At 57.1% G+C, this 25,272-nt stretch carries 35 protein-coding genes; 9 read left to right on the top strand and 26 right to left on the bottom strand.

Annotated elements, in window-relative coordinates; all coding sequences use genetic code 11:
• Position 1: 1 nt before the first annotated feature.
• Together IPM27_10565 and IPM27_10560 are read left to right on the top strand one after the other, a co-directional pair.
• The gene (locus IPM27_10565; protein MBK9161982.1) at positions 2-490 is read left to right on the top strand and encodes a YajQ family cyclic di-GMP-binding protein; all 489 of its coding nucleotides are present in this window, start codon (positions 2-4) and stop codon (positions 488-490) included.
• Positions 491-553: 63 nt separating this feature from the next.
• Positions 554-1,096 (top strand): DJ-1/PfpI family protein, encoded by a 543-nt coding sequence (locus tag IPM27_10560; protein MBK9161981.1) that lies wholly within the window; start codon positions 554-556, stop codon positions 1,094-1,096.
• Between the two features lie 5 nt (positions 1,097-1,101).
• Here IPM27_10560 and IPM27_10555 read toward each other — a convergent pair whose 3' ends face one another.
• The 4 genes from IPM27_10555 to IPM27_10540 form a co-directional block, all read right to left on the bottom strand.
• A complete protein-coding gene (locus IPM27_10555) occupies positions 1,102-1,326 on the bottom strand; it encodes a glutaredoxin family protein (GenBank protein ID MBK9161980.1) in 225 nt (74 codons plus the stop codon).
• Between the two features lie 5 nt (positions 1,327-1,331).
• On the bottom strand, positions 1,332-1,994 hold the full coding sequence (locus IPM27_10550) for an HAD family hydrolase (GenBank protein MBK9161979.1): 663 nt from the start codon (positions 1,992-1,994) through the stop codon (positions 1,332-1,334).
• 140 nt (positions 1,995-2,134) lie between these two features.
• Positions 2,135-2,800, bottom strand: coding sequence for a DnaA regulatory inactivator Hda (gene hda / locus IPM27_10545; protein MBK9161978.1), 666 nt, complete (start codon positions 2,798-2,800; stop codon positions 2,135-2,137).
• The gene (locus IPM27_10540; GenBank protein MBK9161977.1) at positions 2,797-3,855 is read right to left on the bottom strand and encodes an AI-2E family transporter; all 1,059 of its coding nucleotides are present in this window, start codon (positions 3,853-3,855) and stop codon (positions 2,797-2,799) included. Before IPM27_10540 ends, hda begins: the two co-directional genes overlap by 4 nt.
• Before the next feature lie 62 nt (positions 3,856-3,917).
• On the opposite strand from IPM27_10540, the gene purM reads away from it, so the two are divergent.
• The 4 genes from purM to IPM27_10520 are packed head-to-tail and all read left to right on the top strand — an operon-like array spanning position 3,918 to position 7,363.
• Positions 3,918-4,961 (top strand): phosphoribosylformylglycinamidine cyclo-ligase, encoded by a 1,044-nt coding sequence (gene purM / locus IPM27_10535; protein ID MBK9161976.1) that lies wholly within the window; start codon positions 3,918-3,920, stop codon positions 4,959-4,961.
• Between the two features lie 5 nt (positions 4,962-4,966).
• Complete coding sequence (locus tag IPM27_10530; protein ID MBK9161975.1) at positions 4,967-5,605, top strand: phosphoribosylglycinamide formyltransferase; 639 nt, start codon at positions 4,967-4,969, stop codon at positions 5,603-5,605.
• A gap of 2 nt (positions 5,606-5,607) precedes the next feature.
• Positions 5,608-6,312, top strand: a complete 705-nt coding sequence (locus IPM27_10525; GenBank protein MBK9161974.1) for a DUF3108 domain-containing protein — start codon at positions 5,608-5,610, stop codon at positions 6,310-6,312.
• A gap of 10 nt (positions 6,313-6,322) precedes the next feature.
• The gene (locus IPM27_10520) at positions 6,323-7,363 is read left to right on the top strand and encodes a DUF3108 domain-containing protein (protein MBK9161973.1); all 1,041 of its coding nucleotides are present in this window, start codon (positions 6,323-6,325) and stop codon (positions 7,361-7,363) included.
• Between the two features lie 4 nt (positions 7,364-7,367).
• On the opposite strand, the gene IPM27_10515 is transcribed toward IPM27_10520, so the two are convergent.
• Positions 7,368-7,763, bottom strand: a complete 396-nt coding sequence (locus IPM27_10515; GenBank protein ID MBK9161972.1) for a hypothetical protein — start codon at positions 7,761-7,763, stop codon at positions 7,368-7,370.
• A 244-nt stretch (positions 7,764-8,007) separates the two neighbouring features.
• Between IPM27_10515 and IPM27_10510 the strand changes: the two genes are divergently transcribed.
• Positions 8,008-9,261, top strand: a complete 1,254-nt coding sequence (locus IPM27_10510; GenBank protein ID MBK9161971.1) for an RsmB/NOP family class I SAM-dependent RNA methyltransferase — start codon at positions 8,008-8,010, stop codon at positions 9,259-9,261.
• A gap of 181 nt (positions 9,262-9,442) precedes the next feature.
• On the opposite strand, the gene IPM27_10505 is transcribed toward IPM27_10510, so the two are convergent.
• From IPM27_10505 to IPM27_10495, 3 genes are all read right to left on the bottom strand, one after another.
• Entirely contained in the window at positions 9,443-10,612 is a 1,170-nt protein-coding gene (locus IPM27_10505; protein MBK9161970.1) for an IS4 family transposase, read from the bottom strand.
• Positions 10,613-10,768: 156 nt separating this feature from the next.
• Positions 10,769-11,218 (bottom strand): single-stranded DNA-binding protein, encoded by a 450-nt coding sequence (gene ssb / locus IPM27_10500; GenBank protein ID MBK9161969.1) that lies wholly within the window; start codon positions 11,216-11,218, stop codon positions 10,769-10,771.
• Position 11,219: 1 nt separating this feature from the next.
• A complete protein-coding gene (locus tag IPM27_10495; protein MBK9161968.1) occupies positions 11,220-12,578 on the bottom strand; it encodes an MFS transporter in 1,359 nt (452 codons plus the stop codon).
• A gap of 89 nt (positions 12,579-12,667) precedes the next feature.
• Here IPM27_10495 and uvrA point away from each other — a divergent pair, with 89 nt between their 5' ends.
• Positions 12,668-15,439 carry an excinuclease ABC subunit UvrA gene (gene uvrA / locus IPM27_10490; protein MBK9161967.1) on the top strand — a complete coding sequence of 924 codons (2,772 nt, stop codon included), beginning with the start codon at positions 12,668-12,670 and terminating at the stop codon, positions 15,437-15,439.
• A gap of 59 nt (positions 15,440-15,498) precedes the next feature.
• On the top strand, positions 15,499-15,915 hold the full coding sequence (gene arfB / locus IPM27_10485) for an aminoacyl-tRNA hydrolase (protein ID MBK9161966.1): 417 nt from the start codon (positions 15,499-15,501) through the stop codon (positions 15,913-15,915).
• 19 nt (positions 15,916-15,934) lie between these two features.
• On the opposite strand, the gene cysK is transcribed toward arfB, so the two are convergent.
• From cysK to rplX, 18 genes are all read right to left on the bottom strand, one after another.
• Positions 15,935-16,912: a cysteine synthase A gene (cysK, locus tag IPM27_10480; protein ID MBK9161965.1), complete on the bottom strand. Its 978-nt coding sequence runs from the start codon at positions 16,910-16,912 to the stop codon at positions 15,935-15,937.
• Positions 16,913-16,995: 83 nt separating this feature from the next.
• Positions 16,996-17,382 carry a 50S ribosomal protein L17 gene (rplQ, locus tag IPM27_10475; protein ID MBK9161964.1) on the bottom strand — a complete coding sequence of 129 codons (387 nt, stop codon included), beginning with the start codon at positions 17,380-17,382 and terminating at the stop codon, positions 16,996-16,998.
• Positions 17,383-17,421: 39 nt separating this feature from the next.
• Entirely contained in the window at positions 17,422-18,390 is a 969-nt protein-coding gene (gene rpoA / locus IPM27_10470; GenBank protein MBK9161963.1) for a DNA-directed RNA polymerase subunit alpha, read from the bottom strand.
• Between the two features lie 17 nt (positions 18,391-18,407).
• Positions 18,408-19,037, bottom strand: a complete 630-nt coding sequence (rpsD, locus tag IPM27_10465; protein ID MBK9161962.1) for a 30S ribosomal protein S4 — start codon at positions 19,035-19,037, stop codon at positions 18,408-18,410.
• Positions 19,038-19,055: 18 nt separating this feature from the next.
• Positions 19,056-19,448 carry a 30S ribosomal protein S11 gene (gene rpsK, locus IPM27_10460; GenBank protein ID MBK9161961.1) on the bottom strand — a complete coding sequence of 131 codons (393 nt, stop codon included), beginning with the start codon at positions 19,446-19,448 and terminating at the stop codon, positions 19,056-19,058.
• A gap of 29 nt (positions 19,449-19,477) precedes the next feature.
• Positions 19,478-19,843, bottom strand: coding sequence for a 30S ribosomal protein S13 (gene rpsM / locus IPM27_10455; protein ID MBK9161960.1), 366 nt, complete (start codon positions 19,841-19,843; stop codon positions 19,478-19,480).
• A gap of 58 nt (positions 19,844-19,901) precedes the next feature.
• Positions 19,902-20,015, bottom strand: a complete 114-nt coding sequence (gene rpmJ, locus IPM27_10450) for a 50S ribosomal protein L36 (GenBank protein MBK9161959.1) — start codon at positions 20,013-20,015, stop codon at positions 19,902-19,904.
• 22 nt (positions 20,016-20,037) lie between these two features.
• Positions 20,038-20,256 (bottom strand): translation initiation factor IF-1, encoded by a 219-nt coding sequence (gene infA, locus IPM27_10445; GenBank protein ID MBK9161958.1) that lies wholly within the window; start codon positions 20,254-20,256, stop codon positions 20,038-20,040.
• On the bottom strand, positions 20,256-21,572 hold the full coding sequence (secY, locus tag IPM27_10440) for a preprotein translocase subunit SecY (GenBank protein ID MBK9161957.1): 1,317 nt from the start codon (positions 21,570-21,572) through the stop codon (positions 20,256-20,258). The genes infA and secY overlap by 1 nt, the downstream gene beginning before the upstream one ends.
• Before the next feature lie 9 nt (positions 21,573-21,581).
• Positions 21,582-22,016: a 50S ribosomal protein L15 gene (gene rplO, locus IPM27_10435; GenBank protein ID MBK9161956.1), complete on the bottom strand. Its 435-nt coding sequence runs from the start codon at positions 22,014-22,016 to the stop codon at positions 21,582-21,584.
• A gap of 3 nt (positions 22,017-22,019) precedes the next feature.
• Positions 22,020-22,205: a 50S ribosomal protein L30 gene (gene rpmD / locus IPM27_10430; protein ID MBK9161955.1), complete on the bottom strand. Its 186-nt coding sequence runs from the start codon at positions 22,203-22,205 to the stop codon at positions 22,020-22,022.
• A 3-nt stretch (positions 22,206-22,208) separates the two neighbouring features.
• Positions 22,209-22,730 carry a 30S ribosomal protein S5 gene (gene rpsE, locus IPM27_10425; GenBank protein MBK9161954.1) on the bottom strand — a complete coding sequence of 174 codons (522 nt, stop codon included), beginning with the start codon at positions 22,728-22,730 and terminating at the stop codon, positions 22,209-22,211.
• Positions 22,731-22,743: 13 nt separating this feature from the next.
• Complete coding sequence (rplR, locus tag IPM27_10420) at positions 22,744-23,097, bottom strand: 50S ribosomal protein L18 (GenBank protein MBK9161953.1); 354 nt, start codon at positions 23,095-23,097, stop codon at positions 22,744-22,746.
• Between the two features lie 14 nt (positions 23,098-23,111).
• Positions 23,112-23,645, bottom strand: a complete 534-nt coding sequence (gene rplF / locus IPM27_10415; protein ID MBK9161952.1) for a 50S ribosomal protein L6 — start codon at positions 23,643-23,645, stop codon at positions 23,112-23,114.
• 10 nt (positions 23,646-23,655) lie between these two features.
• On the bottom strand, positions 23,656-24,054 hold the full coding sequence (rpsH, locus tag IPM27_10410) for a 30S ribosomal protein S8 (GenBank protein MBK9161951.1): 399 nt from the start codon (positions 24,052-24,054) through the stop codon (positions 23,656-23,658).
• Positions 24,055-24,063: 9 nt separating this feature from the next.
• Entirely contained in the window at positions 24,064-24,369 is a 306-nt protein-coding gene (gene rpsN / locus IPM27_10405) for a 30S ribosomal protein S14 (GenBank protein MBK9161950.1), read from the bottom strand.
• 10 nt (positions 24,370-24,379) lie between these two features.
• A complete protein-coding gene (gene rplE, locus IPM27_10400; GenBank protein MBK9161949.1) occupies positions 24,380-24,919 on the bottom strand; it encodes a 50S ribosomal protein L5 in 540 nt (179 codons plus the stop codon).
• A 13-nt stretch (positions 24,920-24,932) separates the two neighbouring features.
• Positions 24,933-25,247 (bottom strand): 50S ribosomal protein L24, encoded by a 315-nt coding sequence (gene rplX / locus IPM27_10395; GenBank protein ID MBK9161948.1) that lies wholly within the window; start codon positions 25,245-25,247, stop codon positions 24,933-24,935.
• Between the last annotated feature and the right edge of the window lie 25 nt (positions 25,248-25,272).

The raw sequence follows: 25,272 nt of genomic DNA, 5'->3' as shown, positions 1-25,272 counted from the left end.
CATGCCATCCTTCGACATCGTTTCCGAAGTAGAGAAGACCGAGGTCAAGAACGCGGTCGAACAGACCAACAAGGAAGTCGGCACACGTTTCGATTTCAAGGGCAGCGACGCCCGCGTGGAACAGGCCGAGCTGGTGCTGACCGTGCATGCCGACAACGAGTTCCAGCTGGGCCAGGTGCAGGATATCCTGAACGGCAAGCTGGCCAAGCGCGGCGTGGACATCCGCAGCCTGGACGTCAGCGACAAGATCGAGAAGGTCAGCGGCAACAAGATCAAGCGCAGTTGCACCGTGAAGGTCGGCGTGGAGACGGAGCTGGCGAAGAAGATCGTCAAGCTGATCAAGGAAAGCAAGCTCAAGGTGCAGGCCAGCATCCAGGGCGACACCGTGCGCGTCACCGGCAAGAAGCGCGACGATCTGCAGGAAGCCATCGCCTTCGTGAAGAAATCGATCACCGATTTCCCGCTGCAATACCAGAATTTCCGCGACTGATTCGTCGCCGATGAAGACTAGCGCCCGGCCAGGCGCAGATCAACTTTCACAAGGGGCCCATCCATGTCCAGAGTCCTCGTCCCCCTCGCACAAGGCTGCGAAGAAATCGAAGCGGTCACCGTCATCGACATCCTGCGCCGCGCCGGCATCGAAGTGGTCAGCGCCGGCCTGGATGAACAACCGGTACGCGCCAGCCGTGGTGTGATGCTGCTACCCGACACCACACTGGATCTTGCGCTGCAACACAGTTTTGACATGATCGTGCTGCCCGGCGGACAACCGGGTACCAACAACCTCAAGGCTGATCCGCGCATCATCGGGTTGCTGCAACAGATGGCGCAACAGGGAAAATATGTCGCCGCGATCTGCGCCGCACCGTCCGTGCTCGCGACCGCCGGATTGCTCGACGGCAAACAGGCCACCAGTTTCCCGACCTGCCTGGATGGTTTCCCGAAAGTCGACGTGCAAGCCGCAGCCATCGTGGAGGATGGCAAACTGGTCACCTCGCGCGGCCCCGGCACCGCGATGGACTTCGCACTGATCCTGGTGGAGCGACTGGCCGGAAAATCAAAACGCCAGGAAATCGAAGCGGGATTGCAGCGCTGACGCAATCACGCCAGGAATCGCACCACGTCCGCCGCATCGAACGGCCAGCCAAGCTCCTTCCCGGTATCGCTGCGCCGTAACACCGGGATGCGCACGCCGTATTTTTCCAGCAGGTCGTCATCCTCGGCGATGTCGACATACTCCGCCGCAACCCCCGCCTCACGAAGGACTTCTTCTGCCTGTTCGCACAAGTGGCAGCAGGATGTGCCATAAAGGATGGGCGCAGGCATCGCGACTAACGCAGATTGATGATCGGCCAGCCGTGCGCTTCGGCGTGGGCGCGCAGCGTGTCATCCGGATTCGCCGCGACCGGGTGTTTCACCTTGCGCAACAGCGGCAGGTCGTTGAGCGAGTCGCTGTAAAAAGTACTTCCTGAAAAGCTGTCCAGCGTCCAGCCGCGCTCACCCATCCAGTTCTCCAGCCGTGTGATCTTGCCTTCGCGGAAACTGGGCACACCGGCAACGCACCCGGTGAATTCTCCGTCCTTGTGCTCCGGCTCGGTGGCGATCAGGTGTTCCACTCCGAATTCCCGCGCGATCGGCGCCGTGACGAAACTGTTGGTGGCAGTGATGATGACGCATATGTCGCCCGCCTCGCGATGCTGACGCACCAGATCACGTGCCGGTCGGGTCATCATCGGCAGCACTTTTTCACGCATGAATTGCGCATGCCACTCATCCAGCGTCTTGCGCGAATGGCGCGACAGCGGCTTCAACTGAAAATCCAGGAACTCGTGGATGTCCAGCATGCCGGCCTTGTACTGCTCATAGAAGGCGAGGTTCTTCGACTCGAACAGTTCGCGGTCGAGTACGCCGATGCCGATCAGGAATTGCGACCACTCGAAGTCGCTGTCACCGTTGAGCAGGGTATTGTCCAGATCGAATAACGCAAGATTCATTGTTGAACCTCACCGCGAAGGACTGAAAGAAATAACAAGTTATTACCGGGCATGCCTGCCACCTTTTGTGCCAATTGAAAAAATTTGCGATCCCATGGAGGAACTTCGTGATCTCTGTGTTCTTCGTGGTGATATGGATTTCAGTCCAACTCCAGATTCTTTTGCAGGATTTCCTTGAGCAACGGCACCGACGGGGTGCGATGCAGACTCAGCGAATGGGCGTCCAGCACATCCAGCAACGCCATCAGGCTGGGCAGGTCGCGCCGCCCGTGGCGTAGCAGGTATTGCGTCACTTCCGGCGGCAGGACGAAGCCTTTGTCCCGCGCATGCTGCGACAGTGCCTCGGCCTTTTCCTCATCGTTCAACCCGTGCAACTGGTATACCAGTCCCCACCCAAGGCGGGTGCGCAGATCGTCGCGCAACGCCAGATGCAACGGCGCGGTACTGCCGCTCACCAGCAGCATCCCGCCGTCCTCGCGCATCCGGTTATAGAGATCGAACAGCCCGACCTGCGCCGCATCGTCGAGGCGCTCGACATCGTCTACGGCGACCACCGTGGCGCTTGGCGGGACACTGCCCGGCGCATAGACCGCGCTCTGTTCCTGCCCCAGTGCCGCACTCACGCATGCACGCAACAAATGGCTCTTCCCGCTTCCCGCCTCGCCCCACACATAAAAGCATCGTTCGCCACTGCTGCCGTCCAGGGCATGACGCAATGCCGAGAACAGTTCGGGATTGCGCCCCACCACGAAATTATCGAGGCAGGGGCGCCAGCCGGGTACGATGTCGAGCAGCAACTGGCTCATGGCCTGTTATACATCTCGCTGGACAGATACCACTCCTTGCCGTGGCGCAAAGCCACCAGCAGCATCGCGGACAACGGCAGCGCCAGCAGCACGCCGAAGAATCCGAACAACTGGCCGAATGCCATCAGCGCGAAGATCACCACCAGCGGATGCAGGCCGATGCGCTCGCCTACCAGCATCGGCGTGACCACCATCCCCTCGAGCAGCTGACCTGCGGCGAATACCGCCCACACCAGCAGCACGCCGCCGAACGAAGTGAACTGCATGGCAGCCGCCAGCGTCGCCAGGACCAGCCCGGTGATCATGCCCAGATAAGGCACGAATACCAGCATGCCGGCGATCAGGCCGACCGGCAGCGCGAACTCCAGCCCGGCCATCCACAATGCCAGAACATAGAACACGCTCATCAGCAACATCACGGAGATCTGTCCGCGCAGGAATTCGGCCAGGATACGATCCACTTCGATAACGATCTCCGTCGTCTTGGCGTGCCAGTGGCGCGGGACAAATCTGTCCGCAAGCGACACCAGCGCGTCCCAATCGCGCAGCAGATAGAACATCGCCACGGGGATCAGCAGCAGATTGACCAGCACACCGATGAGTGCGCCGCCGCTACTGCCTATCCAGGGCAGCAACCTGGCCGCAGTGCCGCCCGCAGTCTGCCAATGGCTCAGCAGGGCATCCTTCACTGCCTGGCTGTCCCATTGCAGGTCCGCACCGAACCATTGCTGCAATTTCGGCAGCAAATGCGTCCGCGCGGCCTCGATCCAGTCCGGCAGGCGCGTCACGAACAGGCGGACCTCCTTTTCCAGTAGCGGTAGCATGATCAGCAGCAACAAGGTGAACAACATGGCCAATCCGGCCATCACCAGGATCACCGCCAGCGTGCGCGGGATTTTCCAGCCGCACAGCCGTTGCACCAGCGGGTTGCAGATATAGGCCAGGATGCCCGCCGCGACGAACGGCGTGAGTATCGGGCCGAGCAGATAGAGCAGCAGTGCGATGGCCGCAGCGAAGGACAGCCATTGCAGGGCGGCAAAGCGTGATAGAGCCATTTTGGGGTAGAATCCGCGAAAAAACGTGTAGCACTTTATCCTGAAGAAAGCGAGAACTCAACTTGAACGCACCCAACCAAAGCCTTTCCTACCGTGATGCCGGCGTGGATATCGACGCGGGAGACCGGCTCGTCGAAAACATCAAGCCGTTCGCCAAGCGCACCATGCGCCCGGAAGTGCTGGGCGATCTGGGCGGCTTTGGCGCACTGGTCGAAATCTCGAAGAAATACCGCGAACCGGTGCTGGTGTCCGGCACCGACGGCGTCGGCACGAAACTCAAGCTCGCCTTCGAACTGAACCGCCATGACACGGTGGGTATCGACCTGGTCGGCATGAGCGTCAACGACATCCTCGTGCAAGGCGCGGAGCCGCTGTTCTTCCTTGATTATTTCGCCTGCGGCAAGCTGGACGTGGACGCCGCCACCGAGGTCATCAAGGGTATCGCAGCTGGCTGCGAACAGGCGGGGTGCGCGCTGATCGGCGGCGAGACCGCCGAAATGCCCGGCATGTATCCGGTCGGCGAATACGATCTGGCGGGCTTCGCCGTCGGCGTGGTGGAAAAGTCCCGCATCATCACCGGCAGGGAGATCGTTGCGGGCGATATCGTGATCGGTCTCGCGTCGAATGGCGCGCATTCCAACGGCTATTCGCTGGTGCGCAGGATCATCGAACTCAGCCAGCCAGACCTGAATGCCCGCTTCGACGGCGAGCGCACCCTGGCCGACTGCGTCATGGCGCCGACGCGCATCTACGTGAAGCCGTTGCTGGCGCTGATGCAATCCATCACCGTGAAAGGCATGGCGCACATCACCGGCGGCGGGCTGCTGGAAAACGTGCCTCGCGTGTTGCCGGAAAATGTCGTCGCGCAACTGGATGGAAAATCCTGGCCGACCCCTGCGCTGTTCGACTGGCTGCGCGAACAGGGCAATGTCGCGCAACAGGAGATGTACCGCACCTTCAACTGCGGCATCGGCATGGTGGTGATCGTGGCTCAGAACGATGCGGATGCGGCGCTGGCGCAACTCAACGCCGCCGGCGAACGCGCCAGCGTCATCGGCGTGATCCGTGCGCGACAGGGCTCCGAGGCGCAAACCCAGGTCGCCTGAACCGCATGAAAAACATCGTCATCCTGATTTCCGGTCGCGGCAGCAACATGCAGGCACTGCTGGAAGCTGAGCTGCCCTGCCGGATCGCGGCGGTGATCAGCAATCGCGCGGATGCGGCGGGCCTGGAGATCGCGCGTGCACAGGGCATCGCCACCGCTGTCGTGGCACATCGCGACTTTCCCGATCGCGAAAGTTTCGATGCCGCGCTGGTCGAGGTGATCGACGCTTACCGGCCGGATTATGTGGTGCTGGCCGGCTTCATGCGCATCCTCACCCCGGACTTTGTGGCCCGCTACCACGGCAGACTCATCAACATCCACCCGTCGCTGCTACCCGCTTATGGCGGACTCGACACGCATGCACGCGCGCTACAGGACGGCGTGAAGATCCACGGCTGCACCGTGCATTTCGTCACCGCCGACCTGGACCATGGCCCGATCATCATCCAGGCCGCCATCCCGGTATTGCGCCACGACGACAAACACTCGCTTGCCGCACGCGTGCTGCACGAAGAGCATCGCATCTATCCGCAAGCCATCCGTTGGCTATGCAGCGGCCAGATCGAACTAAGCGATAGCGGAACGGTCTCATTCCGTAATCGCAAACAAACGGGGTTCACGCTGATCTCTCCCGGTCTGGAGTAACCATGAGATTGTCCTTGCCAGTTCTCGCATGGCTCATGCTGTGCGTCGCCACTCCTGCATCCGCCGCCCCTCCTGGCCGCGTGCAGGCCAGCTACGACATCTACAAGAGCGGCCTGAAGGTCGGCAGGATCGACGAGGTCTATACGCTCAAGAAGGATCGCTACACGCTGTCCAGCACCACGATCCCGGTCGGGATACTGGCCATCTTCAAACCGGAAAGGATCTTTGTCGAAAGCAGCGGACTGGTTGGCAAACAGGGTTTGCAACCGTTGCATTTCGACCACCGTCGCGAACTCGACCAGAGCAAGAACACCCGCGCCGAGTTCGACTGGAAGCAGGGCCAACTCACCCTGATCCACCAGACCCAGCAAACGGTAGTCGCGTTGCCGGAAGGTACGCAGGACCGTTTGAGCGCGATGTACCAGTTCATGTTCCTGCCCATGGGAAACACGATCATGCTGAATTTTCCGATGACCAACGGCAAGAAACTGGACAATTACGCTTACTCGATCACGCGCGGCGAGAAACTCAAAACGCCTGCCGGCGAGTTCAATACGCTGTATCTCGACAACCATGCAGGAACGGGGGAGAGCCGCACCGAGATCTGGCTGGCCACCCAGCGCTACAATCTGCCCTGTCGGATGACCATCACGGACGCCGACGGTGACCAGATCACCCAGGTGTTGAGCAAGCTCGAAATCAGGTAACCTCGCCGCCATGCCGCAAATGCCCGCCCTGAGCCTGCCGAAGCGGCCTGCCGGAAGGATCTCGCTGGCCATCGGCCTGTCGCTCCTGATCCATGCCATCGTACTGTTCGCGCCGCAGGTCGAATTACCGCCCAGCGAAGTGCCTTTGCCGCCGCTCGCCGCAAAGCTGGAAGTTCTGCCCAAGATCCCACCCGGGCCCGCGCCGGTCAAAAAACCGATGCCCAAGCCGCAACCGGCACCGCCTGAAAAGACCGTGCCGGAAACCATACAAGCCGACGACAGCCCCGTCGAAGGGATGCCGCAGGAAGAACCTCAGATCGATCCCGAGCCGCAGCCTCCCGGATCCGCAGAAGCCGCACCGGAAACGCAGCCGCCTCCTCCACTCCTTCCCAGACACGCTCAGCTTACCTTCATCGCTTACAAGGGTACGGACCTTGTCGTCGGCGAGGCGCGCCACAACCTGGATTTCGGCGATGACGACAGCTACACGCTCAAGGTCTCCACCAATACCACCGGATTGGTGAGATTCTTCAAGACCTTCGACCTGAACCAGCACAGCAGTGGCACATTGACGGAGCAGGGACTGCGCCCTGCCGAATACAGCGAGATGAAAAATTCTGGCAATGACAAAGAACAGGTCGGCGTGAAATTTCACTGGGCAGAAAAAACCCTGTCCTTCTCGAACGGCCGGCAAACACAGTTGCCCGAGCAGACGCAGGACATTGTCAGCTTCCTGTACCAACTTTCGCGATTGCCCTTGGGCAAAGGCACGGTACCGCTGTACATCACCAACGGCAAAAAGCTGGAACGTTATGAATTGACGGTCGGGGAAGAAGAATACATCCAGACCCGGTTCGGCAGGCTGCGCGCCTTGCCGTTACGCAAGGTTCACGCACAAGGGGAAGAGGGACTGGACATCTGGCTGGGGCTGGAATACCGCCTGTTGCCCGTCAAGGTTCGACAGATCAACCGTGACGGGCAGATTGCCGGAGAAATGGCCGTTTCGGATATCCGCGTGTCGGACGAGTCGCATCCCGCCGCGCAAGACTGAAAGCTCAATTGAGTCCCGCCTCCTGGCAATCCGGTCCATCCGTCATTCCCTTCCTGGCATCCCGGCGCGTCATCCAGTGCCGCAAATAATGGATGAAGTGACTGATTGCACTCTCGGACCAGATTCCCCCTTTTTGCTCCAGATAGGCCCTGATGCGTTGCAGTTCCATTTCCAGATGCAGATGTCCGGCAGCATCCGGTGAGGGAGAAGGATGCCCCGCATGGGGCTCCTCGCTGTCCGGCATGAGACGGATGCTTGCATAATGTTCCATCTGTTTAACGGCACGCACCAATGCATAACAGTCCTTGATGTGCACTGCATCAGCCATGCGGGCGACAATGGACGCCAGTTCCAGATGTTCGACGTCATCAACGGCAGTTTGCCCATCCATCCGTTCCATCGCATACCCCCCGCTATGAATTCATTCCCGGAACGACCCGCAATACTGGCAGTCGAGCCATGGCGCTAACTGTACCCTTTGTTTCCCAATGAGCATATATGCCGAAATATCTATATATTTCGGCCTAGTCACCACATACCCCAACCGATTATCCCCTTTCCTCCAGTCAAAGGCCCGCAACAACAACATGTTGCGACCACAACCCTGTTAAACTGCGAACCTGAATTTTTCAAGCAATGTCACCATGCTGATCACCGAATACCGACTGGATCTCGTCATTCAGGCCCTGCGCGCCATCCTGCCGCTGGCACACCCCGCCGACACCACGCTACGTTATTTTTTTCAGGACAACCGTATTGGTTCCAGCGAACGCGCACTGGTCGCCGAAACCGTATTCGGCGTGCTGCGCCACCGCCTGCTGCTGGAGCACGCCTGCGGCGAACAGGCCACACCGCGCCGCATGGCCCTCGCCTGTCTGCTCAGGTTCGGCGGCTATAACCTGCGCGAGATCGAACCGGTATTGAAGCGTGATGAAAAGGACTGGCTCGCTACGGTAAAGGGTGTAAAGACCAAAGAACAGCCATTATCGGTACAGGCCGAATTGCCCGAATGGCTGGTGGAAAGAATGCGCGCCAGTTATCCGGATGCCGAAATCCTCGCATTGGGCCAGGCGATGCAGCAAGGCGCACCACTGGATATCCGCGTCAACACCCTGCTCGCCAAACGCGAGGATGTGTTGCAGCAACTGCACGACAAGAACATCGAAGCTGCCGCCACGCCCTGGTCGCCCATCGGCATCCGCCTCAAGAAGAAGATCCCGCTCAATCGCGATGCGTTGTTCACCGAAGGCAAGGTGGAAGTACAGGACGAAGGCAGCCAGTTGCTCGGCTTCCTGCTTGCCCCCAAACGCAACGACATGGCGGTGGATTTCTGCGCCGGCGCGGGCGGCAAGACGCTGATGCTATCCGCATTGATGAATTCGCAAGGGCGCTTATACGCGATGGATGTGTCGGAAAAACGCCTCGCCAACCTCAAGCCGCGCCTGAAACGTTCCGGCGCCAGCAACATCCAGCCGATGCTGATCGCGCACGAGAACGACCTCAAGGTAAAACGGTTGGCAGGCAAGATCGACCGCGTACTGGTGGATGCGCCATGCAGCGGCTTGGGCACATTGCGCCGCAATCCCGATCTGAAGTTCCGCCAGTCACCCGACAGCCTTGAGGAGCTGACGCAGAAACAAGCCGCGATCCTCGCCTCCGCCAGCCGCCTGCTGAAAAAAGGCGGTCGTCTGGTCTATGCGACATGCAGCATCCTGCCGGAAGAGAACCAGCTTATCGTACAAGCCTTCCTCGCCACACATCCCGACTTCGTACTGAGACCGGCCGGAGAGGTATTGCAGCAACAAAAGATCGCGCTGGAAATGGAAGATTACCTCGAACTTCGTCCCCATCTGCACAATACAGACGGCTTCTTCGCGGCCGTGCTGGAACGGGTATAACCAGAATAATCTTTAGGCACGAAACACCATTGTAGGAGCGCAATTTATTGCGCGCCTACACAACCCCAACGGCCTAAACGGCCTAATTGACAATCCGGGTTTATTCCGGAATCCCACAAAACAAAACGACCGCCGCAGCGGTCGTAAGTTTACATAACTACTCTAGGTCACTAGTGTCCGGTTAAGAATCGAATAGATTCAGTTGGTTGTTGAAATCGGTGTTTTCTGGCTGCCCACCGATGCCCTGCAAGGCTTGCTGGATGGGCATTTTCTCGAACAGCGTGACCGATAGAATCTGTAGCAAAGTGTAGAGCGAAGCGTCCAGATTGAGGCGCTTTTTGATGATGGCGACGAGGACGTAGACCGAGACGGCGATCCAGATTTGCGCCTTCACCGCATTCTCGGACGTGCCATAGAAACGTTGGATACGAAGATGCTGCTTGACCCATTTGAAGAACAACTCCACCTGCCAGCGGCTCTTGTAGAGCGCGCAGATCGTTGCCGCCGGCAACGTGAAGTTGTTGGTGAGAAACACCAGCGTCTTGTTGGTTTCCGGGTCTTTGAAGCGGATGCGGCGCAACGGCTCCGGGTAATCCTGTCGGGTATAAAACCCGTCGAGCGCAATCGTCTGATCGCAGATGATGCCGAGGCTGCGGTCGGTTTTGGCAGAATACATCCGGTGCGCGTCGAGATTCGACTTGGCGCGGGTGACGAAGAACGCCCCGGCCAGATGCAGCCGATGCAAACGCACGAAATCGACGTAGCCCCGATCCATGACATAGATAGCACCCGGCTCCGGGATCAACAAGTCGAGGATGCGGGCGTCGTGCATCTTGCCATCGGAGACGTGGATGAAGCTGGGAATGCTGCCGCGCAAGTCCAGCAGCGTATGCATCTTCACCGCTGCCTTGGTCGTTCTGAAATGCGCCCATGGAAATACCGACAGGCACAGATCGATGGTGGTCGAATCCAGTGCGTACACTGTGTTGGTCAAATCCAAGCCCAAGTCTTCGCTGGCGTAAAGCGTTCTGGCTTGAGCAATCAAACGGTGAGCGAATTCGGCGTAGATGCGCCAGTCGCGCAGTTCGTTGGCATCGGCCAGTGTCGAACGGGATACCGTGCTTCTGATGCCCATGTGGTAGAGCTTGGCAGCCTGTGCCGAGAGGCAGGCCTCGATGTCGCGCAAACTCTCGCGATAGGTGAGTTGAGCGAAGGCCAGAATACGGAAGTGTTCGGCACAGGACAATGTCCTGACGCGATGATCGCCGCCATGCCGAGCCACGATGCGATGAAAGGTCTTCCATGGCAGGAAGTCCATGACTTGGGCGAACAAGGGCTTGCCAACGTACATCGCAGTCTCCAGCAGCAGGAAAGCTGCCAGACTGCACCAAGGCTGGTTCGCCGTTCAAGTCGGAGACACTATAAAAATCTCCGGATGCGGCATCAAATAAGGATTTCAGAGTCATGGAATCGTTTTTAACCGGACACTAGTGACTCTAGGTACGTCCTAAAACGGGATGTCGTCGTCGAAATTGTCGAAGCTGCTCTTGGCCGCTGCGGGTGCAGCCTTGGCGGGAGCGGCCGCGGCAGGTTTGCTTTCCACCACTTCGAAGCTGCCTGCACCTGACGATTTTCCGCCCAGCATGGTCATTTCGTTGACCACGATCTCGGTGGTATAGCGATCCTTGCCTTCCTTGTCCTGCCACTTGCGCGTCTGAATCTTGCCTTCCACGTAAATCTGCGAGCCCTTCTTCAGATACTCGCCCGCGATCTCAGCCAGACGACGATAGAACACAAGGTTATGCCACTCGGTCTTTTCCTGTTTTTCTCCGCTCTTGTCCTTCCAGTTCTCGGAAGTCGCCAGTGTGCAGTTGGTCACCGCTTCGCCGCTGGTCATATAACGGGTCTCGGGGTCCTTGCCCAAACGGCCTATCAAGATCACTTTATTCACCGACATGTCATGCTCCTTTCATCACAAGTTGTTCTACTGCCGTTTCATCGAATCCCTGCATGTCTACCTTGATACAGGCCATCCCTTCGCTTGCCACTACCATCACCTCGCGCACGCCGGAAAGCTGCAGGAGGCGCTGGCGCAATTCTACCGCAGCGGCTTCCGTCATTTCCGGCAAATGATACATCCTGGTGCGCACCGCAGCCGGAGGTTGCATGCCGGACGCCACCACCAGCCATGCCAGCAACAGCATGATGGCGAACACGAATACCGCATTGCCGCCGACATACTGCATCAATGCCCCACCCGCTGCCGCGCCGAAGAACGCGCCAAGGAATTGCACACTGCTGTAGACGCCCATCGCGGTTCCCTTCGCGGCCAGCGGCGCAATCTTGCTGATCATTGACGGCAGCGTCGCCTCCAGTACGTTGAATGCCGTGAAGAATATCAGCAGTGCGAAGGCCACGCCCCACAGGCTGTCCTGCGCGAACATCAACAGCGCCTGTGCGCTCATTGCCAGCGCCACCGACATCATGAAAACCGGCTTCATCTTCGCCTTCTTCTCAGCAACGACAATGGGAGGCACCATCAAAAGGAACGCCGCCAGCATCACCGGCAGGTAGATTTGCCAATGCTGCGAAACGTCAAGCCCGTCGCGCTCGAGGACGAACGGTACCTGCATGAACACCGACATCAGGATCGCATGCAGCGAGAAGATGCCGAAGTCGAGGCGCAACAGATCCTTGTTGCGCATCACCCCGGCGAAATGCTCCCAACTCGCTTCGGTGTCGCTGTGGAAGCGTGTGATCGCCGGGTCTGGAATCACGAACTTCACCACCCCCATCGCCAGCAAGGCCAGCACGCCTGTCAGCCAGAAGAGGCCCGGGACGCCGATCAAATTGTTGAGCAGCGGCGACAGCACCATCGAGACCGAGAAAGTGATGCCGATGGTGATGCCGATCATCGCCATCGCCTTGGTGCGATGTTCCTCGCGGGTCAGGTCGGCGGTCAGCGCCATCACTGCCGCGTTCAACGCGCCCGCCCCCTGCACCACACGCCCGACGATCACCCAGTAGATGTTGTCTGCAGAAGCCGCAACGAAACTGCCCAGCGCAAACAGAATCAGGCTGGCGTAAATCACCGGTTTGCGCCCATAGCGGTCGGACATCAGGCCCGCCGGGATCTGAAGGATCGCCTGGGTCAGGCCATATGCACCCAGCGCGATCCCCATCAGCAAATGGCTTTCGCCGCCCGGCAGATGTTCCGCATACAGCGCAAAGACCGGCAGGATGATGAACAGGCCGAGCATGCGCAGGCCGTAGATGCTCGCCAAGCCCAGGCTGGCACGGCGCTCGGTCACGGTCATCGTGTCTGTAACTTGTTGCATGGATGATTTTGGAAAGAAATGGAAAGTCGCGTATATTAACAGGTCGTCTTCACTACTCGCCAGCCAGCATGGAAAGCATCAAGATTCGCGGTGCGCGCACCCACAACCTGAAGAACATCAACCTCGATCTGCCACGGCATAAACTGGTGGTGATCACCGGCTTGTCCGGTTCGGGAAAGTCTTCGCTGGCGTTCGACACCCTGTATGCGGAAGGTCAGCGCCGCTACGTGGAATCGCTGTCAGCCTACGCGCGCCAGTTCTTGCAGTTGATGGAAAAACCGGACGTGGATCTGATCGAGGGGCTGTCGCCCGCCATTGCCATCGAGCAGAAGGCTACTTCGCACAACCCGCGCTCCACCGTCGGCACGGTCACCGAGATTCACGATTACCTGCGCTTGCTGTTCGCGCGTGCCGGCGATCCCTATTGCCCGCAGCATGATCTGGTGTTGCAGTCGCAATCCGTTGGGCAGATGGTAGACCATGTACTGGAATTGCCGGAAGGCACGAAGATCATGATCCTGTCCCCGCTGGTGGTGGAACGCAAGGGCGAGCAGGTCGATCTGTTCGACGAGTTGCGCGCACAGGGCTTCACACGGCTGCGCATCAACGGAACGGTGCATGAGATCGATGCGCTTCCCTCGCTGCAAAAGAACAGGAAGCACACCGTCGAGATCGTGGTGGACAGGCTGAAGGTCGGAGCGGAATCCAAACAACGCATGGCCGAATCGTTCGAGACCGCGTTGCGCCATGCCGATGGTCGCGCACTGGCGGTGGAAATGGATAGCGGCCAAGAGCACCTATTCTCGGCAAAGTTCGCCTGTCCGATCTGCAGCTATTCGCTGCCGGAACTGGAACCGAGACTGTTCTCGTTCAACAACCCGATGGGCGCATGCCCAAAGTGCGACGGCCTTGGCGTCATCAGCTTCTTCGATCCCGCGCGCATCGTCGCCTTCCCGCAAATGAGCCTGAGTTCCGGTGCAATCAAGGGCTGGGACAGGCGCAACCAGTTCTACCACCAACTGCTTGCCAGCCTCGCCAGCCATTACAAATTCGATCTGGATCAATCGTTCGAAAGCCTGCCGGATACTATCCAGCAGGTGTTGCTGTACGGTTCCGGCAAGGAGGAGATCGGGTTCAGGTATCTCAACGAGCGCGGCAAACCGACACTGCGCGAGCATGCCTTCGAAGGTATCGTCAACAATCTGGAACGCCGATACAAGGAGACCGACTCGCCCACCGTGCGCGAAGAACTGGCGAAATACCTGAACAGTTGCACCTGCCCGGAGTGCAAAGGTACGCGTCTGCGCCTTGAAGCCCGCCATGTGCGCATCGCGGACATGAACCTGTATGAGATCAGCGCCATGCCGCTGAAGCTGGCTCTGACCTTTTTCCAGGGATTGAAGCTGTCCGGGCACAAGCAGGCGATCGCGGAAAAGATCGTGCAGGAGATCGCCTCGCGCCTCGCTTTCCTGAATAACGTCGGGCTGGACTATCTGTCCCTGGAACGTTCGGCAGAAACACTCTCCGGCGGAGAAGCGCAACGTATCCGTCTCGCCTCCCAGATCGGCTCCGGCCTGACCGGCGTGATGTACGTGCTGGACGAACCCTCCATCGGCCTGCACCAGCGCGATAACGACCGATTGCTGAACACGCTGATGAAACTGCGCGATATGGGCAATAGCGTGATCGTGGTCGAGCACGACGAAGATGCGATCCGCCATGCTGATCACGTGGTGGACATGGGGCCGGGTGCAGGCGAGCACGGCGGCCTGATCGTCGCACAAGGCTCGCCGGAAGAGATCTGCCGGAACACGCAATCGCTCACCGGGGATTACCTGACCGGACGTCGTCGCATCCCTTTGCCGAAAAAATATAAGCTGCCAGATGCCGAACGCATGTTGCGTATCGTCGGCGCCAGCGGCAACAACCTGAAGGGCATCACCCTGAATCTGCCGGTTGGCCTGCTGGTGTGCGTGACCGGGGTATCCGGCTCCGGCAAGTCCACGCTGATCAACGACACGTTGTATCCGGCGGTGGCGCAACATCTGTATGGCAGCAACACCGAGCCTCAGCCCCATACCGAAATCGCCGGACTGGAATTCTTCGATAAGGTGATCAGCGTCGACCAGTCGCCGATCGGCCGCACGCCGCGTTCCAATCCTGCCACTTACACCGGCCTGTTTACTCCCATTCGCGAACTGTTCGCCGGTGTCCCCGCGGCACGCGAACGCGGCTACGGACCTGGAAGGTTCTCGTTCAACGTCAAGGGCGGACGTTGCGAATCCTGCCAGGGCGACGGACTGATCAAGGTCGAGATGCACTTCCTGCCGGACGTATATGTACCGTGTGACGTATGCCACAGCCAGCGCTACAACCGCGAGACGCTGGAGATCCAGTACAAGGGCAGGAACATCCACCAGATATTGCAGATGACGGTAGAACAGGCCCATGAGTTCTTCAAGCCCGTGCCCGTCATCGCACGCAAGCTGAAGACCCTGCTTGACGTGGGCCTGGGCTACATTTCGCTGGGACAATCCGCCACCACGCTTTCCGGCGGCGAAGCGCAACGTATCAAACTGTCGCTGGAACTGTCCAAGCGCGATACCGGCCGGACGCTGTATATCCTCGACGAGCCGACCACCGGCCTGCATTTCCATGATATCGCGCTACTGCTCAAGGTGATCCACAAGCTGCGCGATCAGGGAAATACGGTGGTAGTGATCGAACACAATCTAGACGTGATCAAGACCGCAGACTGGGTGATCGACCTGGGACCGGAAGGCGGCGATGGCGGCGGACGGATCATTGCCGAAGGCACTACGAAAGGATCTCGCCGCTAACAAGCATAGCGTGACCGGAACCTACCTGAAACAGGCGCTCGATCAGTAGGTATGCGGGGATGCTACTCATTTCCGGAAAGATCAGCATCCCGGACCGCGAGATCGAACTGAATGCGATACGCGCCCAAGGTACTGGCGGTCAGAATGTCAACAAGGTTTCAACTGCGATCCATCTGAGGTTCGACATCAATGCCTCTTCGCTTCCCGAAGCCTTCAAGAAAAGATTGCGGCAAATCCCTGACGGCCGTATTTCCTGCGACGGCGTGATCATCATCAAGGCGCAGCGCTATCGAAGTCAGGAGAAGAATCGCAGCGATGCGTTGGCGCGACTGGCCGACTTATTGCAAAGCGCCACGATCACGCACAAGAGACGTATCCCGACCAAGCCGACGCGCAATTCGGTAAGAAAACGCATCGAAGATAAAATACAGCGTGGCAGGATCAAGGCAGGTCGAGGCAAGATTGATGGCGAATAGCTTCTACGCCACTCGCCAATCAGGCCGCCGCAATGCCTTTTTCGTCGAACATGCCCTCGAACAGGATGGAACTGAGATAACGCTCGCCGGAATCCGGTAACACGACTACGATGGTCTTGCCGGAATTCTCGGGACGCTTGGCATGGCGCACAGCTGCCGCCACCGCAGCACCGCTGGAAATACCCGAAAGGATGCCTTCTTCGTGCGCAAGACGACGTGCGTACTGCACCGCCTCTTCGTTGCTCACTTGCTCGATCTCGTCCACCATGGACAGGTCGAGGGTATCAGGCACAAAGCCAGCGCCGATGCCCTGTATCTTGTGCGGGCCGGGTTTCAACGCTTCTCCGGCGCGATGCTGCGTAAGGATCGGGCTGGCGGACGGCTCGACCGCAACAGAGGTGATCTTTTTGTATTTGACGTTCTTGATATAGCGCGATACGCCGGTAATGGTTCCACCGGTACCCACGCCCGCAACGAAGATGTCCACTTTCCCGTTCGTATCGTTCCATATCTCGGGGCCGGTCGTCTTTTCATGAATTTCTGGATTGGCAGGATTCTTGAACTGTTGCAACAGTACATATTTCGGATCGGAAGCCGCAATCTCTTCTGCCTTGGCTATGGCGCCCCCCATACCCTTGGCACCCTCCGTCAATACCAGGGTCGCCCCGAATGCAACCAGCAGCTTGCGCCGTTCGATGCTCATGGTCTCCGGCATGGTCAGCGTCAGCGGAATACCGCGCGCCGCCGCAACGAATGCCAAGGCGATACCGGTGTTGCCGCTGGTAGGTTCCACGATATGCTTGCCCGGATCCAGCAGACCACGTCGCTCTGCGTCGGCGACCATCGCCGCACCGATACGGCATTTGACAGAATAGGCCGGGTTGCGCCCTTCGATCTTTCCGAGAACGGTAGCGGGCGCACCGTCGGTAATGCGATTAAGGCGTATCAGCGGGGTACGTCCTACGGATAGCGAGTTGTCGGCGAACCAGTTAGGCATGTTGATCTCCCGGTTGATTTTTTGAAAGTGTATCAAACAAAAAGCCGGGATATCCCGGCTTTTTGTTTGAACTTGAAACAGAACTATTCGGCTTCCACGGCTGTTGCTTCTGCCGGACGATCCATCAGTTCGATCAACGCCATCGGCGCGTTGTCACCTTGACGGAAACCGAACTTGAGGATGCGCAAGTAACCGCCGTTACGTGCCGCATAGCGCGGACCGAGTTCATCAAACAGCTTGGTCACCATTTCGCGATCACGCAGACGAGAGAACGCCAGACGGCGATTGGCCAGACTCGGGGTCTTGCCCAGCGTCAAGATGGGTTCTGCGACACGGCGTAGCTCCTTGGCCTTGGGCAGGGTGGTCTTGATGACTTCGTGACGTAACAGGGACACAGTCATATTGCGGAACATCGCCAGACGGTGGCTGCTGGTACGATTGAGTTTTCTTAAACCTGAACGGTGACGCATGATTTGCCTCTCTTAACTTCTTCTATGTGCTGCGCTGCCTCAAACGGAAGCGACAGGCCAGTTTTCCAGTTTCATACCAAGCGACAAATTGTGCTCGGCAAGAACCTGTTTGATTTCATTCAAGGACTTGCGACCAAGATTCGGGGTTCGCAACAAGTCATTCTCGGTGTGCTGAATCAGGTCACCGATGTAATGGATGCTCTGCGCCTTGAGGCAGTTGGAGGAACGTGGTGTCAGTTCCAGATCATCCACCGGACGCAACAGAATCGGATCGACTTTCGGCGCCTGTACCTTTTCAACGACAGGCTCAGTCCCTTCCAGTGCAGCAAACACGGAGAATTGGTCAACCAGAATGCGCGCAGCATTGCGGATTGCCTGTTCCGGATCAATCGCACCGTTGGTTTCGATGTGCATCACCAGCTTATCAAGGTCGGTACGCTGTTCGACGCGCGCGCTTTCGACAGCATAACTGACTCGGCTGACCGGGCTGAAAGATGCGTCCAGTGCGATATGACCGACTGCGCGTGTTTCGTTCGGCGCCTGGCGGGAAATGGAAGACACATAACCACGCCCTTGCTCCACTTTGATCTGCATGTCCAGCTTGCCGCCGTCAGTCAGGTGCGCAATCACGTGATCCGGGTTGACCACCTCGACATCCGCATTGCCGCTGATATCCGACGCAGTCACCACGCCCGCCCCATCCTTCTTCAGGGTCAGGACAACCTCATTCATGTTGTGAAGACGCAGTACTACACCTTTCAGGTTCAGCAGGATATCCACGACATCTTCCTGCACGCCGTCGATGGTCGCGTACTCATGCAACACACCGGCGATCTTCACCTCGGTTGGAGCAGCGCCAGCCATGGATGACAACAGGATACGACGCAATGCATTACCAAGCGTGTGACCATAGCCACGCTCGAAAGGCTCCATCACCACCTTGGCTTGGGTGTCGGAGATCTTTTGCACATCAATGATGCGTGGCTTCAAAAATTCGTTCTTGGGCATATGCTACTCCGCGTGGATTACTTGGAATACAACTCAACCACGAGATGCTCGTTGATGGTTGCGGGCAGTTCAGCACGTTGCGGCTTGGCCTTGTATGTACCCTTCAACGCCTTGGTGTCCATCTCGATCCATTCCGGGAAACCGCGCTGCTCGGCAGCTGCCAGCGCCGCCTTGATGCGCAGTTGTGCCTTGGATTTTTCGGCAACCTCAACTACGTCTCCAGGACGCACTTGATAGGAAGGAATGTTCACGCGCTTGCCGTTCACCAACAAACCGTTGTGGCGCACGACTTGCCGCGCTTCGGCACGCGATGCACCAAAGCCCATACGGTAAGTGACGTTGTCCAGACGCGACTCCAGGTTCTGCAACAGGTTCTCACCGGTAATACCGCGCTGGCTCTCAGCCGCCTTGTAGGCCAGACGGAACTGTCTTTCCAGAACGCCATAAATACGACGGACTTTTTGCTTTTCACGCAATTGACCACCATACTCGGACAGTCGTGTGTTTTTCTTCTGCCCGTGTTGACCGGGTGCGTAAGCCCTGCGCTCAACCGCGCATTTGTCAGTGAAACACTTCTCACCTTTCAAAAACAGCTTTTCGCCTTCGCGGCGGCACTTACGGCACTTTGCATCGAGATTTCTAGCCAAGATCGACTCCTAATTGTTTTAGATACGGCGCTTCTTAGGCGGACGACAACCGTTGTGAGGCACCGGCGTAATATCAGAAATGCTGGTGATCTTAAAACCAGCGGCGTTCAACGCACGCACTGCGGATTCGCGTCCCGGACCAGGGCCCTTGATACGCACTTCAAGATTCTTTACACCGCATTCTTGGGCAGATTTTCCGACAACTTCAGCAGCAACCTGCGCGGCAAACGGCGTACTCTTGCGCGAGCCCTTGAATCCTTGCGCACCACTGGTAGACCATGCCAATGCATTGCCTTGGCGGTCGGTGATGGTAATGATGGTGTTGTTGAAAGAAGCATGAACATGAGCGACACCCTCGGCTACGTTCTTCTTGACTTTCTTGCGCACTTTCGTGCTACTTGGCTTAGCCATGATTTGATCCTCTGTGCGTTATAGCAAACTTACTTCTTGGCGCCGGCGATCGCCTTGCGCGGCCCCTTGCGGGTACGTGCGTTGGTGCGAGTACGCTGACCGCGACACGGCAAGCCGCGGCGGTGGCGAGTGCCTCGATAGCAACCAAGATCCATCAGTCGCTTGATGCTCATCGTCACTTCGCGGCGCAAGTCGCCTTCAACCGTAAATTTGGCGACTTGTTCGCGCAGCTTTTCCACTTCCGCATCCGTCAAGTCTTTCATCTTGGTGGATGCGTTCACCCCTGCCGATACGCAGATCTCTTGCGAACGTGTACGACCGATACCGTAGATTGCAGTCAAAGCAATCACGGCGTGTTGGTGGTTGGGGATATTTACCCCTGCAATACGTGCCATGCAGTTACCCTATCTTTGAGAAACGAAAATTATAACACCCGCAGCCAATTCTATTCAATTAGCCTTGGCGTTGCTTGTGGCGTGGCTCTTTGCAAATAACACGCACCACGCGGTTGCGAATAACGATCTTGCAGTTACGGCAAATCTTCTTTACTGACGCCTGAACTCTCATTTGCTTCTCCTTGCTTACTCAACTATTTGGCGCGGAACACAATCCGTGCCCTGCTCAAATCATATGGAGTCAACTCCACAGTCACCTTGTCGCCCGGCAAAATACGTATGTAGTGCATGCGCATCTTTCCCGAAATATGGCCCAATACCACATGGCCGTTTTCCAGCTTGATTCGGAAGGTGGCATTGGGCAACGACTCCTCAATCTCACCTTGCAGCTGAATTACCTCTTCTTTAGCCATTAGCGTGCTAGCCCGCCTTTAAAGTTGGCCTTTTTCAGCAAGTTCTCATACTGATGCGTCATCAGATAGGACTGCACTTGCGCCATAAAGTCCATCGTGACCACCACCAGAATCAACAGCGATGTGCCGCCGAAATAGAATGGCACGTTCCATTTCACCACCAGAAACTCCGGCAACAAGCAAACCAGGGTGACATACACCGCGCCAACCATCGTCAAGCGCAACATTATTTTCTCGATGTACTTCGCAGTCTGTTCGCCGGGACGAATACCGGGCAAAAATGCCCCGCTCTTCTTCAGGTTATCAGCTGTTTCCTTCGGGCTAAACACCAACGCCGTATAGAAAAAACAGAAAAACACAATTGCTGCGGCATACACCATCACATAAATCGGCTGACCAGGCGACAGTTTCTCGCTAACATCTTTCAGCCAACTCATTCCATCTCCGCTGCCAAACCATCCCGCGATCGTCGCCGGGAACAGGATGATACTGGAAGCAAAAATCGGCGGAATCACACCAGCCATATTCAACTTCAACGGCAAATGCGAACTTTGTCCGCCATACACCTTATTACCCACCTGACGTTTGGCATAGTTCACCAATATCTTGCGCTGACCACGTTCGACAAACACAACCAGTGCCGTAACCGCGACCGAACCGACCAGCAGGAACAACACCAGAGGTATCGAAAACGCACCAGTACGTGCAAGTTCCAGTGTGCCGCCGATTGCACTCGGCAAGCCCGCAGCAATGCCGGCAAAAATAATCAACGAAATACCATTGCCCAAACCGCGCTCAGTAATCTGCTCACCCAGCCACATCAAAAACATCGTCCCTGTCACCAAGGTAATCACGGAAGTCAACTGGAACATTGCGCCCGGATTCGGCACCAACCCCGGCTGAGATTGCAAGGCGACCGATATACCGAATGCTTGGAACAAGGCAAGAGCCAATGTCCCATACCGCGTATATTGAGTGATTTTACGACGCCCTGCCTCGCCTTCCTTCTTCAACTGCTCAAGATGCGGAACGGCAATCGCCGCCAACTGCATGATGATCGATGCCGAAATGTAAGGCATGATACCAAGCGCAAAAATCGTGAAGCGTTCCAGCGCCCCCCCCGAGAACATATTGAACATCCCCAGGATACCGCTTGATTGCCGCTTAAACAAATCTGCCAACACAACCGGATCGATTCCCGGAACCGGGATATGCGCGCCGATTCGAAACACAATCAGCGCGCCCAGCAAGAACCACAGGCGCTGACTCAAATCGCCATACTTGCCCTTTGCAACACCCCTAACAGCTGTACTCACGTACCGACCTTATTCCGCAAAACTGCCGCCAGCGGCTTCGATTGCCGCGCGCGCGCCCTTGGTCGCCAGCACTCCCTGCAACTTGACCGCACGGGATATTTCGCCACACAGAATCACTTTCGCACTCAATGCGGTAGCGTGAACCACGCCTGCCTGCTTGAGTGCGAGCAGGTCAATACTATCGACAGGCATCCTTTGCAAATCCGATAAACGCACTTGCGCAGTATCGTTGCGCGTCAGTGAAATAAAGCCGCGCTTCGGCAAACGACGTTGCAACGGCATCTGACCGCCCTCGAATCCGACCTTATGAAAACCGCCCGCACGGGATTTTTGCCCCTTATGGCCACGACCAGCAGTTTTGCCCAGGCCGGAACCAATTCCGCGTCCGACACGGCGTTTAGCATGCTTTGCGCCTTGTGCAGCTTGAATATTATTGAGTTGCATCTGTTATGCCTCGCACTTGACCAAGTAAAACACTTTGTTGATCATGCCGCGCACGCAAGGAGTATCTTCCAGTTGCACGGTATGGTTGATGCGGCGCAGACCCAAACCGCGAATGGTATCGCGATGCGATTGCTTGGCGCCAATCAGGCTCTTGATCTGCGTCACTTTGATTGTTTTGGCTTGTGTCATGTCTTACCCCATAATCTCATCAACGCTCTTGCCGCGCTTGGCAGCAATTTCGGACGGCGCGTTCAGCGCTTTCAAACCGTTCAATGTGGCACGCACCACGTTGTATGGATTGCTGGAACCAATACACTTGGCCAGCACGTCACGCACACCTACCGCCTCGAATACCGCACGCATCGCACCACCTGCGATGATGCCAGTACCTTCCGATGCCGGCTGCATCAGCACTTTCGCCGCACCGTGCTTACCGACCACCGTATGATGCAGTGTGCCATTCTTCAGGCTGACCTTGATCAGATTGCGACGCGCCTCGTCCATTGCCTTTTGTACGGCAACCGGCACTTCCTTGGATTTGCCTTTGCCCATGGCTACTCGCCCATCGCCATCTCCGACAACCGTCAACGCGGCAAATCCCATGATGCGCCCACCCTTGACTACCTTGGTGACGCGATTCACGGAAATCATCTTCTCGATCAGACCGTCATCACGCTCTTCCTGCTGCTGCATTTTTCCTTGCGGCTTAGCCATCACTCAACTCCAATCAGAACTGTAGACCATGTTCACGCGCGGACTCAGCCAACGCCTTGACACGACCATGATATCGATTACCGGAACGGTCGAACGCCACCTGCGTGATGCCCGCTGCCTTGGCCTTTTCAGCGATACGCTTGCCCACCACGACCGCAGCAGCCTTGTTACCGCCGTTAGCCAGATCCTTGCGAACATCCGCTTCCAAACTGGATGCACTGGCAAGCACCTTGGAACCACAAGCAGACAATACTTGGGCATAAATGTGCAGGTTAGTACGGTGAACAGCCAGACGTACTGTTTTCTTCTCAGCAATGCGTGCACGGGTTTTGCGTGCCCTGCGCTGACGTGATTCTTTCTTGTTCAACATATCCGCCTCAATTATTTCTTCTTGGTTTCTTTCAGGATCACCACTTCGTCGCTATAGCGCACACCTTTGCCCTTGTATGGCTCAGGTTCACGGAAAGCACGGATTTCAGCGGCGACTTGTCCGATACGCTGCTTGTCGGCACCCTTCAACACGATCTCGGTTTGCGTCGGAGTTTCGACCTTGATACCGCTCGGCATCTTGTAAGAAACCGGATGGGAAAAACCCAAGGTCAGGTTCAGGGTGTCGCCGGCTGCCTGAGCACGATAGCCCACGCCGACCAGCGTCAGCTTGCGTTCAAAGCCCTTGCTGACACCTTCAACCATATTGGCCAGCAATGCGCGGACCGTACCGGACATCGCGCCAGCCTGAGCGGAATCGTTCTGCGCCTTGCACAACAGACTATCGCCCTCGCGCACCACGCTCACATCGTCCGACAATGCCTGCTTGAGGGTACCCAGCGGCCCCTTCACCGAAATTTCATTCGCAGCCACCGCAACCTCAACACCGCTCGGCACCACAACAGGATTCTTGGCAACTCTAGACATATCTACCTCACTACGCGACTACGCACAGCACTTCACCGCCAATACCATTGGCACGTGCTTTGCGGTCGGTCATCAAACCCCTGGAAGTGGAAACGATAGCAATACCCAAACCGTTCATCACCCTTGGAATATCCTCGGAACCCTTGTAAATACGCAGTCCCGGACGGCTGACGCGCTGGATGTTCTCGATTACCGGACGGCCGCTGTAATATTTCAAGCCAATTTCCAGCGTAGCTTTGCCGCCATCACCCTTGATGACACTGAAGCCATCCACATAGCCTTCGTCTTTCAGCACCTCGGCGATCGCCACCTTCAACTTCGAAGAAGGCATCACCACCGTGGTTTTTTCCGCCATCTGCGCATTGCGAATGCGCGTCAACATGTCGGAGATCGGATCACTCATACTCATATATTTCTCCTACCAGCTGGCCTTAACGACGCCGGGAATCTCACCGCGCATCGCGAATTCACGCACCTTGATACGCCCCAAACCAAACTTCCTGAAAGTGCCACGCGGACGACCAGTCAACGCACAACGATTGCGCAGCCGAACCGGGCTTGCATCGCGGGGCAACGCCTGCAGTTTCTGACGCGCAGCAGCGCGCTCCTCAGTGCTGAGCGCCATATTGGTAATCGTTGCCATTAACTCTGCGCGCTTGGCCGCAAACCTTTTCACGGTGTCACGGCGCTTCTGCTCACGGTTAATCACTGCCATCTTAGCCATTAGTCTTCCCTCATTTCTTTAATGGGAGTTTGAATGCCGACAAAAGCGCTTTGGCTTCTTCGTCGGTCTTCGCGGTGGTGGTAATCGTGATATTCATACCACGCAACGCATCAATCTTCTCGTACTCAATCTCCGGAAAAATGATCTGCTCTTTCACGCCCATGTTGTAGTTGCCGCGCCCATCGAACGACTTTCCAGAAATACCGCGAAAATCGCGAATGCGCGGAATCGCAACGGAAATCAGACGATCCAGAAACTCATACATGCGCTCCTTGCGCAAGGTCACCTTGCAACCCACCGGATAGCCTTCTCGAATCTTGAATCCGGCAATGGATTTCTTCGACATTGTGACCACCGGCTTTTGCCCGGCAATCTTTTGCATATCGCCGACGGCAAAATCCATCACCTTCTTGTCTGCCACCGCTTCGCCAACCCCCATGTTCAGGGTGATCTTTTCGATGCGCGGCACTTCCATGATGGACTTGTAGCCGAACTGCTTCATCAAGTCCTTGGAGACCTTGTCCTTGTACAACTCATACAAACGAGCCATGCTGTCTTACCCCTTAAGCGTCAATCACTTCGCCGTTGGACTTAAATACGCGAACCTTGCGTCCATCTTCCAGCGTTTTAATACCGACTCGATCGCCTTTCTTGGCAGCCGCATTGAAGATTGCCACATTCGAAACATGAATCGGCAATTCCTTCTCCACGATACCACCCGTCAAACCCTTTACCGGGTTAGGCTTCTGATGCTTCTTTACTTTATTGATACCACTCACCAACAGGTAATCGCCCAGCACGCGCAACACATTGCCGCGACTGCCCTTATCCTTGCCTGCGATGACGATCACATCATCGTTCTTCTTAATCTTGCGCATGATTTTCCTCGACTCGATCCGTATG

This window comes from Nitrosomonadales bacterium, assembly GCA_016716325.1.
Classification (GTDB): domain Bacteria; phylum Pseudomonadota; class Gammaproteobacteria; order Burkholderiales; family Gallionellaceae; genus Gallionella.
The sequence above is the reverse complement of the archived record's forward strand: the minus strand, read 5'-3'. Positions and strand labels throughout refer to the sequence as shown.